The following is a 13,962-nucleotide window of genomic DNA, read 5'->3' as shown; positions in this document are numbered from 1 at the left end:
CGTGTAGCTGATGATCGGTGGACAACTCGTGCGCTATGCGCTGACCGGCGGCTTCGTCACGGCGCTGCAGGCTGGCGTCTACTGGGTTCTGGCGCAATTGCTGGGCGTCCACCCGCAACTCGCGAATGTCTGCGGCTATCTGGTTGCGGTAGCTACAGGCTATGTGCTGCATGGCCGCTTCACATTTCGGGGGCATGGTAGCCGGGATCGTCCGGTGGCGCAGGCGGTGCGCTTTGCGATCGTTTCGCTGCTCAGTCTGGCGCTCAACGCCTTCTGGGTCTGGCTGTGCGTGGAACGGCTGATGCTGCCGCTCTGGTCGCCGATTCCCTTGATGGGCGTGGTCACGCCGGTGCTGGTCTTCACGCTCAACCGCCAATGGGTGTTCCGCTAAGGCGAGCGCGCAATAAAAAAGGGCCGCCGGATCGCCGGCAGCCCTTTTCGAATTCTTACGGCAAAGCCGTGGATTACATCGCGTTGTTGGCGACGTTGCTGGCACCGTTCGCCATGTTGTCCATCGCGTTGCCCGCGGCGTTCATGGTGTTGTCGGCAGCGTTTTCCACGTCGTTTGACATGTTCACGGTGTTGTTGACGGCTTCGTTGGTCTCGGACTTGGAGCACGCGGCGAGGCCGAGCGAAGCAGCCAGAACAAGCGAGATGGCAATAGTCTTGGTCATGGGCAAACCCCTTGATGAATTCAAACCGAGCAGAAGCTGTGGAAGGGGTCCCCCCCCTTTGCCTGCGAAGCGATTCGTATCGATTTGTGAGCGCCAGCGCAATCCCTTGGTAATGATGCCCATTAACCAGCGATGAAAGCTATGGCTTGAACTGCCTCGACGGATGCCGCAGACAGCCGGGCGATGCTGGGACAACTCGATCTTTTCCGCGCTCTTGCCGATCCCACGAGGCTGCGGATCGTGCATCTTCTGCGTGAGATGGAACTGGCGGTGGGCGAAGTCGCGCTCGTCGTCGGGCAGAGCCAGCCCCGCGTCTCCCGGCATGTCCGCATATTGGTCGAGGCCGGGCTGGCGGAACGCCGGAAGGAGGGCAGTTGGGTGTTCCTGCGCCTATGCGGGGGACAGGAAACACCAGCATTGCTGGCCCTGCTCGACGCGGCGGCACCCTCGGCGAGCGAGCGGCTGTGGATCGAGGCGGACCAGGCGCGCCTTACGGCCGTTCGGGCGGAGCGGGCGCGCGCGGCCGAGGATTATTTCGCAAGCCATGCCGAGGAGTGGGACGCCCAGCGCTCGCTCTATGTGCCGGAGGCCGATGTGGAAGCGGCCATGCTGGCGATGCTCAAGACGCACAAGCTTGGCCGCTTGCTTGATGTGGGAACGGGGACGGGGCGGATCGCGACGCTGTTCGCCGCGCAGTCTGAGCAGGTGCTGGCGATCGATCGCAGTGCCGAAATGCTGCGGCTGGCGCGCGGAAAGCTGCCGCGCGACATCGCCGATCGGGTGCATTTTCTGGCCGGTGATTTCAGTGCCTTGCCCATCGAGGATGGATCGGCCGACACGGCGATTTTACATCAGGTGCTGCATTATGCGCAGGCGCCCGAGCGGGTCATCGCCGAGATCGCGCGCACCTTGCGGCCGGGCGGGCGCCTGCTCATCGTCGATTTCGCGCCACATGAGCGGGAGGAGTTGCGAACGCGCGACGCCCATAGCCGGCTGGGCTTTTCCGACGAGCAGATCAGGGCGTGGTTTGCGGCGGCAGGCGTGGCGCTGGAACAGGTGGAAACACTGGCGGGCGGTGAGTTGACCGTGAAGCTGTGGCTCGGCCAGAGCCAACGCGTGCCGCTGGCTCCAAAAAAGGACGCCCGACGCGCATAAACGCCGAGCGCCGCAACTGCATTTCGCGACAATCGAGGGAGATCAGTCGCTCGGCACGAGGTGGCGCCGGCGCGCCATCAAGGCAAGCCGATCCTTGACCGCCAACTTGAGGCGCTTGAGTCGCTGCAGCTTTCCGAAATCCGGCGCGCGCTGCCGCTGTTCAAAGCGCAGGGCTTCATCGAGCTTCTGGTGCCGATCAAGGAGACTGAAGATATGCTTGGACATATGCCACTCCGTTGGAAGGTTTCCAAAACTCGGGTGACAACCGGGCGATGATCTTGTCTGCATGGGGGTGCCAGACGTCGCACCGGTGTCACCCGATGCGGTCCGACATCACGAGCTGACGCAGGGGGAACGTCGTTGCTCGCCAGAGGGGCCCGGCCCGCACATCCAATGTAGCAAGCCGAGACGGCTGTTCAAGTCTGAACAGGCTTTTTCTGTCACAAAAACCGCCTCATAGCGGGCGTGTCGCGGAGCGACCGGCGTTATTCGCCGAGTTGGCGGGCTTCCTGATATTTGAGCTCAAGATAGCGGTTATGAACCGCGAGCTTGTCGAGATCGCCATCGGCGAGCTGGGCCGTCATATGCGCGATCTCCTGCTCGATGACGGAGAGGCCCTCGACCAGTTGCGCGTCCGGCACGCGGCCGTTGCGAGGGACATGACGCAGCGGTTCGGGAATCGACTGATAGCCGGTAACCAGCTCCGGCAGATGGTCGCTGAGCAGGCGGCGGACCTCGACGGCGGCAGGCTCGCGGGGGTCGAGCTTGGCAAGCTGCGGTGCCAGGGTCTCCAAGCGGTTGCCGATGGCGTTGACGATGGGAATGGCGGGCGCCGGCAGCGCGCGACGCTGATTGTCGAGCCAGATCTCGGTCTTTTGCGGAAGCGTCTTGAGGTCTGCCTGCGCGAGCCGTTCCGGCTCCATGACGCGCGGCTCGGTGGAGATGAACGCGAAAGCGAGGCAAGCGATGAGCAGGCCCATGACCAGCAGAACGCCCGTGGTGCCGATGCCCCCCAGCACGAACCCGGCAATCGCCGCGCCGACCAGCACGGCAGCGACCGCGAGGATCATGCGCTTGAGCCGCCGCGTCCAGTCGCGCTGCATCCGGGCGATCTTGCGGCCGGTATGGCGGTAGCGCTCGCTGGTCCGCGCGATCAGCTCATTGGCGCGCTGGACGATCTCGTCGACTTCGCTGGGCATGGCGGCCGTGTTACTCGATCGCCGTCAGCGGAGACTGGCCGCTGGTCACCGCTGCCTGCGCGCGGGCCTGACCCTCGGCGCGCGCGATATAGCCTTTCGACTTCTCGACTTCAGTGCTGAGCGTGTTCACCGTCGTCTTCATATTCTCCAGCGCTTTCAGCTTGAAGGTGTCGATATTGTCCATGGTGTCGTAGATATTCTGGAAGGCGCGCTGCAGCGTCTCCAGCGGGATTGTGCTGCTGGCCGCCTGCTCATGGATTTGCGCCGACTGGGTCTTGAGCAGTTCGCCCGTCGAATCGATGAGATTGGCCGTGGTCGTGTTGAGGGCGGTGATCTGGTCGAGAACCAGCTTCTGCCCGGCCAGTGCCTGCGCTACGGTGACCGCCGTGCGCAAGGCAGAGACGGTGGTCGTGCTCGCGCGGTCCACCCCCTTCACCAGCTCGACATTGTTCTTCTTGACCAGATCCAGCGCCAGATAGCCTTGCACGGTGACCGCCATTTGCGTCAGCAGGTCCTGGGTGCGCTGGCGCACGTAGAACAGCGCGCTCTCCTTGATGGCCTTGCTCTTGGCCGGATCGGTCGCCTCCAGCTCGAAGGCTTTTTGTTCGAGCCGCGCGTCCATGGCCTTGGCGATGTGGATCATCTGCTCCAGCCGGCCCATGGTCGCCCACATGTTCTGCCGCTCGACATCGATGGCGGCATTGTCCTTGATCAGCGTGTCCTTGCCGCTGGCGAGGCTGCCGAGGATTGAGTTGATGTGCGTCTGGCTCGACTTGTAGCTGTCGAAATAGTTGCGCATCTTGTTGCCGAACGGGATGATGCCGAAGAGCTTGCGCGGCGCGAGCAGATTGCCGCGCTTGCCGGGATCGAGATCCTCGATGACACGGCGCAGCTCGGCAAGGTCGGTTCCGACATTGCTGTCCGCGTCCATGGCGCGCACCGGGCGATCGAGGAAGCGGTTGGAGTGGCCGGCAGCTTCCGCAATCTCCTTGCGGCCCATATTGGTGATCTGATCGACCTTGGCGCCGAACTCGGGGGAATTGGCGTCGAGCGCGGCCAGTTCCTCGACAAAAGCATCGACTTTTTCGTCGAGCTTGCTCTTCTTCTCATCTTCCAGCGGGACGAGGCCGGCAGCGCGTTCAGCCGTCACATTGGGCACCACCTCGGGTGGGGTGAGATCGAGCTTGTCTTGGGTCGTCGTCGCGCTGGTCGCCATCTGGGTCTCCTTGGGGTGTAATATTGCGATATAACACCGCCGGTTCAAGGCCGGTCTTCAGTATAGGGGGCATGGGGCGGAGAAGTAAGTCCCCGGAGGCGAGGACGCGGATTGCACTGCGCGGCCACGGCCCTCGCGAGGAGACGCCGGGACGGAGCGATGGTAAATCAAATCTAAGCCATTTGAGGCTAGGCCCTGCCGCCTTGGAGAGAACATTGCAAAGGCGGGGGAAATGCACCACCATCATCGCTTCGAGAGGATGTCCCTTGGAAGGCGGTTGGACAGGCAGGCAGCCTGTCAGGCAGCGGGGGGCGCCATTATGGATGTTTATGATCTCGTCGTGATCGGCAGTGGGCCGGCCGGGCGCCGGGCAGCGGTGCAGGCCGCAAAGCTCGGTAAATCGGTGCTGGTGGTGGAAGGGCGCAAGCGTGTCGGCGGCGTGTCCGTGCACACCGGGACCATTCCTTCCAAGACCCTGCGGGAGACCGTGCTCAATCTGACCGGCTGGCGCGAGCGCGGCTTCTACGGCCGCTCCTACCGGGTGAAGAAGGACATTGGCGGCAGCGATCTCGATCACCGGATCGACAAGACGCTGGAGCATGAGGTGGACGTGCTGGAGCACCAGTTTCAGCGCAATGGCGTGCGCACGCTGGAGGGATTTGCTCGTTTTACCGATCCGCACACCTTGCTGGTCACCGCGCCGGACGAAAGCGAATTGCGGGTGCGCGGCGAGCGCATCCTGATTGCGGTCGGCACTGCGCCGTTCCGGCCGGATAATATACCCTTCGACGACGATATCGTGCTGGACAGTGACGTGCTGATTGAGGCGCCGCGCGTGCCGCGCTCGCTGGTGGTCATAGGCGCGGGCGTCATCGGCATCGAATATGCGACGATCTTCTCAGCGCTGGATGTGGCGGTGACGCTCATCGAGCCGCGCGAGACATTCCTGGACTTCATCGACCGGGAGATCATCGAGGAATTCATCCATCAGCTGCGCGACCGGGGCATGACCATCCGGCTGGGCGCCAAGGTCACCAATGTGGTGAAGGATGCGAGCGGAGCCGTCGTCACGACGCTGGAGGACGGGCGCGCGATCCGCTCCGAGATGATGCTGTTCGCGGCCGGCCGGGTGGGCGCGACGCATACGCTCGGGCTGGAGCATTGCGGACTGGCGGTGGACAATCGTGGCCGGCTGAAGGTGGATCCCAAGACCTTCCAGACCGAGGTGCCGCACATTTACGCGGCGGGCGACGTGATCGGCTTCCCCAGCCTTGCCTCGACCTCAATGGAGCAGGGGCGGATCGCGGCGTGCCATGCGTTCGATCTGCCGATGCCGCCGGCTCCGGCCTATTTCCCTTATGGCATCTACGCGGTGCCGGAGATTTCCACGGTCGGCATGAGCGAGCAGGACGTGAAGGCCAAGAAGATCCCCTATGAATGCGGAATCGCGCGCTTTCGCGAAACCTCGCGCGGGCACATCATGGGGCTGGATTCAGGGCTGATGAAGATGATCTTCTCGCTCAAGACGCGGCGGCTGCTTGGCGTGCACATCATCGGCGAGGGCGCAACGGAGCTGATCCACATCGGCCAGGCTGTGCTGAACCTGAAGGGCACGATCGACTATTTCATCGAGAATACGTTCAACTATCCGACCTTGGCCGAAGCTTACAAGATTGCGGCGCTGGACGCCTGGAACCGGATGCCGCGGGAGGGGTGAGGGTTCAGTTCTTCACTTCGTCATTCCCGCGCACGGGGGGATCCAGTTGAGCGCTACCGCTCAGATCCCACGCCGCATCTGGATTCCGGCGTGAGCGGGAATGACGAGTGGTGTGCAGCGTTTAATGTTGAGGCGTTCGCCTCTCAAAAACTCTCTTCGCCGTAGACCTTGGTGATGTCGCCGTCCCACGCGTCCTTGTAGCGATCCAGCAGGCGCTCGGCGTGGGTGCGGCCGGTTGCGACCACTTCGTCGAGCGCGGAGAGGTAGCCGCCTTCATTTTCGCCGATGCTGTTGAGGCGGGCGCGGGCGGTGAGGCCCGCGCGGGCGATGGCGAGGACCTCGCCGGCGATGTCCTGCAATGTGCGTCCGCCGGGGACGGGCGCCCGCAGGGCGAGGCGTGGGACTTCGGTGCGGAGGGTTTCGCGCTCCTCCATCGTCCAGTCCTTCACCAGATCCCAGGCCGCGTCGAGCGCGCCGTCATCATAAAGTAGGCCGACCCACAGGGCGGGGAGGGCGCAGATCCGGTTCCACGGGCCGCCATCGGCGCCGCGCATTTCGAGGAAGCTCTTCATGCGCACTTCGGGGAAGGCGGTGGAGAGGTGATCCTCCCAGTCGCCCATGGTCGGGCGCTCGCCGGGGAGGGCAGGCAGCTTGCCATTGAGGAAGTCGCGGAAGCTCTGGCCGGCGGCGTCGATATATTTGCCGTCGCGGAAGACGAAGTACATCGGCACGTCGAGTGCGTAGTCGGCGTAGCGCTCGTAGCCAAAGCCATCCTCGAACACGAAGGGCAGCATGCCGGTGCGGTGCGGATCGGTGTCCGACCAGATGTGGCTGCGATAGGAGAGGTAGCCGTTGGGCTTGCCCTCCGTGAACGGCGAATTGGCGAAGAGAGCCGTCGCCAGTGGCTGGAGCGCGAGGCTGGTGCGGAACATCTTCACCATGCGCGCTTCGCTGGAATAATCCAGATTGACCTGAATCGTGCAGGTGCGCAGCATCATGTCCAGGCCCATGCTGCCGACGCGCGGCATGTGCTGCAGCATGATGCCATAGCGACCCTTGGGCATGATCGGCAGTTCAGCACGGGTCTTGTCCGGCCACATGCCAAGGCCGAGGAAGCCCAGACCCAGCTTGTCGCCGATGGCCTTGACCTGTTCCAGATGCCGCCCGGTTTCGGCGCAGGTCTGGTGGAGATTGTCGAGCGGGGCGCCGGAGAGTTCGAGCTGGCCGGCAGGCTCAAGGCTGATTGTGCCATCGCTGCCCGAGAGCGCGATGACCTTGCCGCCTTCCTCGACCGGTTCCCAACCGAACGTGCGCAGGCCATCGAGCAGATCGCGAATGCCGCCGGGCTCATCATACGAGGGCGCGCGATGGTCTGCGAGGCGGTAGACGAACTTCTCGTGCTCGGTGCCGATTTTCCAGCGATCCGCAGGCTTTTCGCCATCCTGGAACAGGCTGATGAGCTGGCTGCGAGACTCGATGATCGGATCTTCGCCCGCCGTTTCCTTGCGTGTACTCATTGCCTGATCCGGTCCTCGCCCTGCATCGGCGCGCCCATAAGAGGTTTGCCGCGCCCGCGCAAATTCATTTCGATTCGAAACTTGTCCAGTCACCGTTGAGCGCCATCCAGCAGGCCGTGGCGGCGATGGCGGCGGTCTCGGCGCGGAGGATTCGCGGGCCAAGGGAGATGGGGCGGGCGGCCGGATGCGCGCGGATCAGCGCGCGCTCCTTCTCGGTAAAGCCGCCCTCCGGCCCGATGAGCAGGGCGGCCGGACCGGTGTTCGCCGCAAAGCTCGTGGTCATCGGCTCGCCGCCCGTCTCGTCCGCGAAGAACAGGGCGCGGTCAGCCGGCCAATCGGCGAGCAGGGCGGGGAGGGTGGTGAGGTCGGCCAGTTCCGGCAGCGCGGTGCGGCCGCATTGCTCTGCGGCCTCCACCAGATGGGCATTCAACCGCTCGCCGTTGACCTTGTCGACGATGCTGCGCTCGGTGCGTACCGGGACGAGACGCGCGACGCCCAGTTCGCAGGCCTTTTCGGCGACCAGATCGATCCGGCCCTTCTTGATCGGTGCGACACAGAGCCAGAAGTCCGGCACGCTCTCTGGCGACCGCGTCTGCGCCGCGCAGCGCAGGACGAGATCGCGCTTGCGGACCTGCTCGGCGGTGGCGCTCCATTCGCCCGAGCGGCCATCGAAGAGAAGGACGGTGTCGCCCTCGCGGAGGCGCATCACTGAAATCAGATAATGAGCGCTGTTGCCCTCGACCGGCACGGCAACCTGCTCGCCGAGCGCCGTCTCGACGAACAGGCGCGGCGTAGATTTGGGTGGCCAGGCGGGAGTGGCGGGCATGAGCATTGCCCTAGTGCATCGTCCGTTGACTCGGCAACGCCTCAATTCCGTTCGTGTCGAGCGAAGTCGAGACCCTCGACAGCATGGCGTAGGTCGAGGGGTGTGTCTCGACTGCGCTCGAAACGAACGGTGGCCGCTCAAAGCACGTCGGCAGAGGCCGCCAGGAGGTGGCGGAAGAGGAGGTCCGGCTCGACGAGGGGTTGATCGGATGGTCGCTCCTGGCGCAGGGGTGGGGCGACCATCAAGGCAACAGGGACTAGCAAGGCGATGGAGCGCAGCGAGCCGCAATATGTGCCGGATACCGAAGCGCAGGGTTTCTTGCGCCTGCTCCCGGCTGCGGCACGGCCCTACGCGCTGCTGGCGCGGTTCGACCGGCCGATTGGCTGGTGGCTGCTGTTCTGGCCCGGCGCCTGGGCGATAGCGCTCGCCGGCGGGGTGCCCGAGCGCTGGACGATGCTGCTCTGGTTCCTGCTCGGCAGCATCGCGATGCGGGGCGCGGGGTGCGTCTACAATGATATCGTAGACCGTGACCTCGACGCCAAGGTCGCGCGGACCGCCAATCGGCCCATTGCCAGCGGCGCTGTGTCGCTCAAGGCCGGCTGGGCGTGGTTGCTCATCCTGTGCTTCATCGGGTTGATCGTGCTGCTGCAATTGCGCTGGCAGGCGCAGGTCGTCGCGCTGGCGAGCCTTGCGCTGGTCGCGGCCTATCCGTTCATGAAGCGCATCACCTGGTGGCCGCAGGCTTGGCTGGGGCTGGTGTTCACCTGGGCTGCGCTGGTGGGCTGGGTGGAGATCAGCGGGGGCATGAACGCGGCTGGCCTGTTGCTCTATGGCGGCGCCTTCTTTTGGGTGATTGCCTATGACACCATCTATGCCCTGCAGGACAAGGAGGATGACGCGCTGGTCGGCATCCGCTCCAGCGCCCTGGCGATGGGGCGGCATGTGCGGGCGGGCGTGGGACTTTGCTTTGTCCTTGCGCTGCTCCTGTGGGGCGGCGCGCTCTGGCAAGTCGTGCCGAGCTGGCTCTCCCTCATGGCCCTGGCGCCTCTGGCGGTGCAGTTCGGCTGGCAGGTCTGGACCTTGCGCGAGGACGGCAAAGACCCGCTCGTCAAGTTTCGCTCCAACCGCTTTGCGGGTTTGCTGATGTTCGCCGCCTGCCTTGCGGTGGGCAGTGCTTGACGAACGCAGCGGGGGCGGGCAGGCGCAGGCAGCCTGACACCGCCGGGGAGCGCCAATGCTGCGTCGCATCTATGAATGGACTCTCGAGAAGGCCGGGCATCGCACCGCGCCGCGCTGGCTGTTCGGCATCAGCTTCATGGAAAGCAGCTTCTTCCCGATTCCGCCGGACGTGCTGCTGGGGCCAATGTGCCTCTCCAAGCCCCACAAGGCCTTTCAATACGCGTTGATCTGCACCGTGGCGTCCGTGCTGGGCGCAATGCTCGGTTATGTCATCGGCATGTTCCTGTTCGATACGATCGGGCGGGCGATCCTCGATTTTTATGGTCTGACGGCGGAGTTTCAGCATTTCGCGCAACGCTTCAACGAGCAAGGCTGGTTGATCGTGCTGCTCGCCGGCTTCACGCCGTTGCCCTTCAAGGTGATCACCATTGCGGCGGGCGCTACCGGGATGCCCCTTTATGTGCTGGTGATCGCGAGCATCATTTCGCGGGCTGCGCGGTTCTTTCTGGTCGCAGGTTTGCTGTGGAAGTTCGGAGAGCCGATGAAGGCCTTTATCGACCGGCACTTCGGGCTGATCACGGCGATTGTCGGCGCGTTGGGCGTCGGCGGGTTCGTGCTGGTCAAGTATCTGGTGTGATGGCGTGACAATCTCCCGCGCGCCTTACCGGATCGCTGCGGCCGTCGTTGCGCGCAGGCCGGGGGTGACGGCCCTGCTTGCCGGGCTGCTCTCCGCCACTGGCTTCGCGCCGCTCGAGCTGTGGCCGGTGACGCTCATCATGCTCGCGCTGCTGATGCAACTAATCTGGGTGGCGCCGGACCGCAAGAGCGCAGGGCAGATCGGCTATCTGTTCGGCCTCGGGCATTTCATGCTCGGGCTCAACTGGATTGCCCATGCCTTCACCTTTCAGGATTCCATGCCGGCCTGGCTGGGCTATCCAGCGGTGGGTTTGCTCTCGGTGTATCTGGCGGTTTATCCCGCGATGGCCGCCATGATCGGCTGGACGCTCGGGCGGGGCCGGCCGCAGGTCTTCGCCCTTTTCCTCGCCACGGCCTGGCTGCTGACCGAATATCTGCGCGCGAGCCTGTTCACAGGTTTCGCCTGGAATCCTTTGGGGGTGATCTGGTTGGGCACCGGCGTGGAGCAGACGGCCATCGCTATCGGCACTTATGGGCTTGGTCTGGTCGCCATGCTGGCGGCGGCGGCCTTGTGGTGGCTGGCGCACCGGCAATGGCGGCCGGCAGGTCTCATGATCGTCGGTCTGGCGCTGGTGGCTGGGCTGGGGCAGCTGCGGGCGAGCTATATCGGTGGAAAGGACCAGTCTGGCGCCCTTGCCAACATCCATGTGGTGCAGCCCAATATCAATCAGAACGAGAAGTACGACGCCAATCTTGAAATCCTGAACTTCCGCCGTTTGGCCGAGCTGACCATGCTGCGGTCCGGCAAGCCTGCGTTGATCTTCTGGCCGGAGGCAGCCGTGCCGGCAGTGCTGGATATGGAACCACGCTGGCGCGGGCGGATCGCCTCGCTGCTGGGGATGGACGATCTGCTGATGCTCGGCGGTGATAAATATCATTTCCACGAGCAGGGCGGCGTGGTGGATACGCAGGTTCTGGAGGGCGCCAATAACAGCCTGTGGGTGCTGGACGCGCGCGGGGACCTGCATGGGCGTTATGACAAGGCGCACCTTGTTCCTTATGGCGAGTATCTCCCCATGCGCCCGGTGCTGGAGGCGATCGGCCTTTCCCGGCTGGTGCCAGGCAGCGTCGACTTTTGGCCCGGGCCGGGGCCGCGCACGCTCGATCTGCCTGCGACGCCGGATGGCGGGCAGGCGCGCCGCAAGCTGCGGATGGCGGTGCAGATTTGCTACGAGATCATCTTCTCCGGGCAGGTGGTCGACAGGGCTAATCGTCCCGATTTCCTGTTCAACCCGTCCAATGATGCGTGGTTTGGCAGCTGGGGGCCGCCGCAGCATCTGGCGCAGGCGCGGCTGCGGGCGATCGAGGAGGGGCTCTCGGTAATCCGCTCGACCCCCACCGGCATTTCGGCGCTGGTCGACCCCGTCGGGCGTGTCGTCCGGTCCATCCCCTTCCAGCAGGCGGGTGCTTTTGAGGCCCCCCTGCCCGCGCCGCTTGCGCCCACCTTGTTTGCGCGGCTGGGCAACCTGCTGCCGGTCGGTCTGGCCGTGCTGCTGCTCGTAAGCGGCGTTGCTATCGCCCGGCGCACTCGCTAAGGAGCGCGCAACATAAACATTTCTTTATATGAACTGCGGCCCCGAACTTCCGCCACGAGAGCCGCTAGAAGAAAGGTCACGATCTCCCATGCGTTCCAGCTATCTCTTCACGTCTGAATCGGTTTCCGAGGGGCACCCGGACAAGGTTTCCGACCAGATCAGCGATTCGATCGTCGACCTGTTTCTTTCCAAAGACCCCGAGGCGCGCATCGCCTGCGAGACGCTGACGACGACGCAGCTGGTGGTGCTGGCCGGCGAGATCCGCTGCAAGGGCGTGTACGAGAATGGCCAGTGGGCGCCGGGCGCGCTGGAGGAAATCGAACGCACGGTCCGCCAGACGGTCAAGGACATTGGCTATGAGCAGGAGGGCTTCCACTGGGAGACGCTGCGCTTCGAGAACAATCTCCACGGCCAGAGCGAGCACATCGCGCAGGGTGTGGACGCGAGCGGCAACAAGGATGAGGGCGCCGGCGACCAAGGCATCATGTTCGGCTATGCCTGCAATGAGACGCCTGACCTGATGCCGGCGACGCTGGATTACAGCCACAAGATCCTCGAGCGCATGGCCGCCGACCGCCACTCAGGCGCCGCCCCCTTCCTGGAGCCGGACACCAAGAGCCAGGTCACATTGCGCTTCGAGAACGGCAAGCCGGTCGCCTGCACCGCTATCGTCGTCTCCACCCAGCATGCCAAGGGCTATGATGCCGGCGAAAAGGAAGCCGAGCTCAAGGCCTATGTGAAGAAAGTGGTCGCCGATGTCCTGCCCGCCGCGCTGCTGAGCGACGAGACCGAGTATCACATCAACCCGACCGGCAGCTTCGAGATCGGCGGGCCGGACGGCGACGCAGGTCTGACCGGCCGCAAGATCATCGTGGACACTTATGGTGGCGCGGCTCCGCATGGCGGCGGCGCGTTCTCCGGCAAGGACCCGACGAAGGTTGACCGTTCGGCGGCGTACATCACGCGTTATCTCGCCAAGAACATCGTGGCGGCGGGCCTGGCCAGCAAGTGCACGATCCAGCTGGCTTATGCCATCGGCGTGTCCAAGCCGCTCTCGCTCTATGTCGATACGCACGGCACCGGCACGGTGGGCGACGACAAGATCGAGGCGGCGATCGGCAAAATCGAGAAGCTGGGCGGCCTGACCCCGCGCGGCATCCGCACGCATCTGGGGCTCAACAAGCCGATTTATCGCAAGACCGCAGCTTACGGCCATTTCGGCCGCAAGGCGGAAGGCGACTTCTTCCCCTGGGAAAAGACCGATCTGGTCGAGGACCTCAAGGCCGCGCTGGGCTGAGCCGAAGCGCTCCTTTGCGTTCCAAGAGATAGGGAACGGCGCGAGGCTTGCTTCGCGCCGTTTTTCGTAGGTGCTGCGCGGGCGGATGAAAGCAGGCACCGCGCGCGCCGTCCCCCGTTTCCTCCAGCGACAAAATGATCTAGGCGCACGCGCATGACTGCGCACAAATCAGGCGATCCCACCACGCTCAACCGGCTCTATGGCCGCCAATCCGGCCATAAGCTCCGGCAGGGGCAGCAGGCCCTTGTCGATGAGCTGCTGCCGGCGATCAGCGTGCCCGAGGAGGGCGAGATCACCGCCGAGCGCTTGTTCGGCCCGACCGCCTTTGGCGAGCGGCCGCTGCATTTCGAGATCGGCTTCGGCAGCGGCGAGCATCTGGCCTACCGCGCCGATATGCTGCCGGACCATGGCTTCATCGGCTGCGAGCCTTTCCTTAATGGCGTGGTCGGCGCCTTGGGGCATGTGCGGGACCAGCATCTGGGCAATGTCCGGCTGCATATGGGCAATGCCCTCGAAGTGCTGGCGCGCATCCCCGATGGGGCGCTCAGCTTTGTATATCTGCTCCACCCGGACCCATGGCCAAAGGCGCGCCATGCCAAGCGGCGGATGATGAACAAGGGGCCGGTCGACATGATCGCCGCCAAGCTGAAACCGGGCGGCGAATTCCGGTTCGGGACCGATCATCCGATCTACCTGCGCTGGGCGCTGATGGTGATGCGGGACCGCGAGGACTTCGACTGGCTGTGCGACAGCCCGCGCGATTTCCTCAACCGTCCGGGCGGCTGGCCCGAAACCCGCTATGAGGCCAAGGCTCGCAGGCAAGGGCATGAGGTCTGGTACTTCCGATATCGGCGGAAGTGAAAATAACCATTTAGGTTATTTACTGTTGACATCGTGACGCTCTCTGGTTAGAAGAAGGCATCATCGCAATTCGAATCGCTTGGACGGGCC

The 13,962-nt window shown here is 64.2% G+C and carries 14 protein-coding genes; 8 read left to right on the top strand and 6 right to left on the bottom strand.

Features of this window, described 5'->3' with window-relative positions:
• The first annotated feature begins 10 nt into the window (after positions 1–10).
• Positions 11–391, top strand: coding sequence for a GtrA family protein (locus M2331_RS11425; RefSeq protein WP_181560388.1), 381 nt, complete (start codon positions 11–13; stop codon positions 389–391).
• Between the two features lie 73 nt (positions 392–464).
• Here the strand turns inward: M2331_RS11425 and M2331_RS11420 are convergent, their stop codons facing one another.
• Positions 465–674: a circumsporozoite protein gene (locus tag M2331_RS11420; protein WP_181560387.1), complete on the bottom strand. Its 210-nt coding sequence runs from the start codon at positions 672–674 to the stop codon at positions 465–467.
• Between the two features lie 183 nt (positions 675–857).
• Here M2331_RS11420 and M2331_RS11415 point away from each other — a divergent pair, with 183 nt between their 5' ends.
• Complete coding sequence (locus M2331_RS11415; RefSeq protein ID WP_181560386.1) at positions 858–1,829, top strand: ArsR/SmtB family transcription factor; 972 nt, start codon at positions 858–860, stop codon at positions 1,827–1,829.
• Between the two features lie 42 nt (positions 1,830–1,871).
• Here M2331_RS11415 and M2331_RS11410 read toward each other — a convergent pair whose 3' ends face one another.
• The 3 genes from M2331_RS11410 to M2331_RS11400 form a co-directional block, all read right to left on the bottom strand.
• Positions 1,872–2,054 carry a DUF465 domain-containing protein gene (locus M2331_RS11410; protein WP_181560385.1) on the bottom strand — a complete coding sequence of 61 codons (183 nt, stop codon included), beginning with the start codon at positions 2,052–2,054 and terminating at the stop codon, positions 1,872–1,874.
• 260 nt (positions 2,055–2,314) lie between these two features.
• Positions 2,315–3,028, bottom strand: a complete 714-nt coding sequence (locus tag M2331_RS11405; RefSeq protein WP_181560384.1) for a hypothetical protein — start codon at positions 3,026–3,028, stop codon at positions 2,315–2,317.
• Between the two features lie 10 nt (positions 3,029–3,038).
• Complete coding sequence (locus M2331_RS11400; protein WP_181560383.1) at positions 3,039–4,244, bottom strand: toxic anion resistance protein; 1,206 nt, start codon at positions 4,242–4,244, stop codon at positions 3,039–3,041.
• A gap of 319 nt (positions 4,245–4,563) precedes the next feature.
• Between M2331_RS11400 and sthA the strand changes: the two genes are divergently transcribed.
• Positions 4,564–5,961: a Si-specific NAD(P)(+) transhydrogenase gene (sthA, locus tag M2331_RS11395; RefSeq protein WP_181560382.1), complete on the top strand. Its 1,398-nt coding sequence runs from the start codon at positions 4,564–4,566 to the stop codon at positions 5,959–5,961.
• Between the two features lie 143 nt (positions 5,962–6,104).
• Here sthA and M2331_RS11390 read toward each other — a convergent pair whose 3' ends face one another.
• Positions 6,105–7,478, bottom strand: coding sequence for a glutamate--cysteine ligase (locus M2331_RS11390; RefSeq protein ID WP_181560381.1), 1,374 nt, complete (start codon positions 7,476–7,478; stop codon positions 6,105–6,107).
• Positions 7,479–7,542: 64 nt separating this feature from the next.
• Positions 7,543–8,304: a 16S rRNA (uracil(1498)-N(3))-methyltransferase gene (locus M2331_RS11385; RefSeq protein WP_181560380.1), complete on the bottom strand. Its 762-nt coding sequence runs from the start codon at positions 8,302–8,304 to the stop codon at positions 7,543–7,545.
• 267 nt (positions 8,305–8,571) lie between these two features.
• Here M2331_RS11385 and ubiA point away from each other — a divergent pair, with 267 nt between their 5' ends.
• From ubiA to trmB, 5 genes are all read left to right on the top strand, one after another.
• The gene (gene ubiA / locus M2331_RS11380; RefSeq protein ID WP_181560379.1) at positions 8,572–9,483 is read left to right on the top strand and encodes a 4-hydroxybenzoate octaprenyltransferase; all 912 of its coding nucleotides are present in this window, start codon (positions 8,572–8,574) and stop codon (positions 9,481–9,483) included.
• Positions 9,484–9,538: 55 nt separating this feature from the next.
• On the top strand, positions 9,539–10,120 hold the full coding sequence (locus M2331_RS11375) for a YqaA family protein (RefSeq protein ID WP_181560378.1): 582 nt from the start codon (positions 9,539–9,541) through the stop codon (positions 10,118–10,120).
• Positions 10,121–10,124: 4 nt separating this feature from the next.
• Positions 10,125–11,714, top strand: a complete 1,590-nt coding sequence (lnt, locus tag M2331_RS11370; protein WP_264592368.1) for an apolipoprotein N-acyltransferase — start codon at positions 10,125–10,127, stop codon at positions 11,712–11,714.
• An 88-nt stretch (positions 11,715–11,802) separates the two neighbouring features.
• Entirely contained in the window at positions 11,803–13,011 is a 1,209-nt protein-coding gene (gene metK / locus M2331_RS11365) for a methionine adenosyltransferase (RefSeq protein WP_181560377.1), read from the top strand.
• Positions 13,012–13,164: 153 nt separating this feature from the next.
• A complete protein-coding gene (gene trmB, locus M2331_RS11360) occupies positions 13,165–13,872 on the top strand; it encodes a tRNA (guanine(46)-N(7))-methyltransferase TrmB (protein WP_181560376.1) in 708 nt (235 codons plus the stop codon).
• Positions 13,873–13,962 lie beyond the last annotated feature (90 nt).

The organism is Sphingobium sp. B10D7B (assembly GCF_025961955.1).
Taxonomy (GTDB): Bacteria; Pseudomonadota; Alphaproteobacteria; order Sphingomonadales; family Sphingomonadaceae; genus Sphingobium.
Note: the sequence above shows the minus strand (reverse complement) of the source record. Positions and strands in the feature narration are given on the sequence as shown.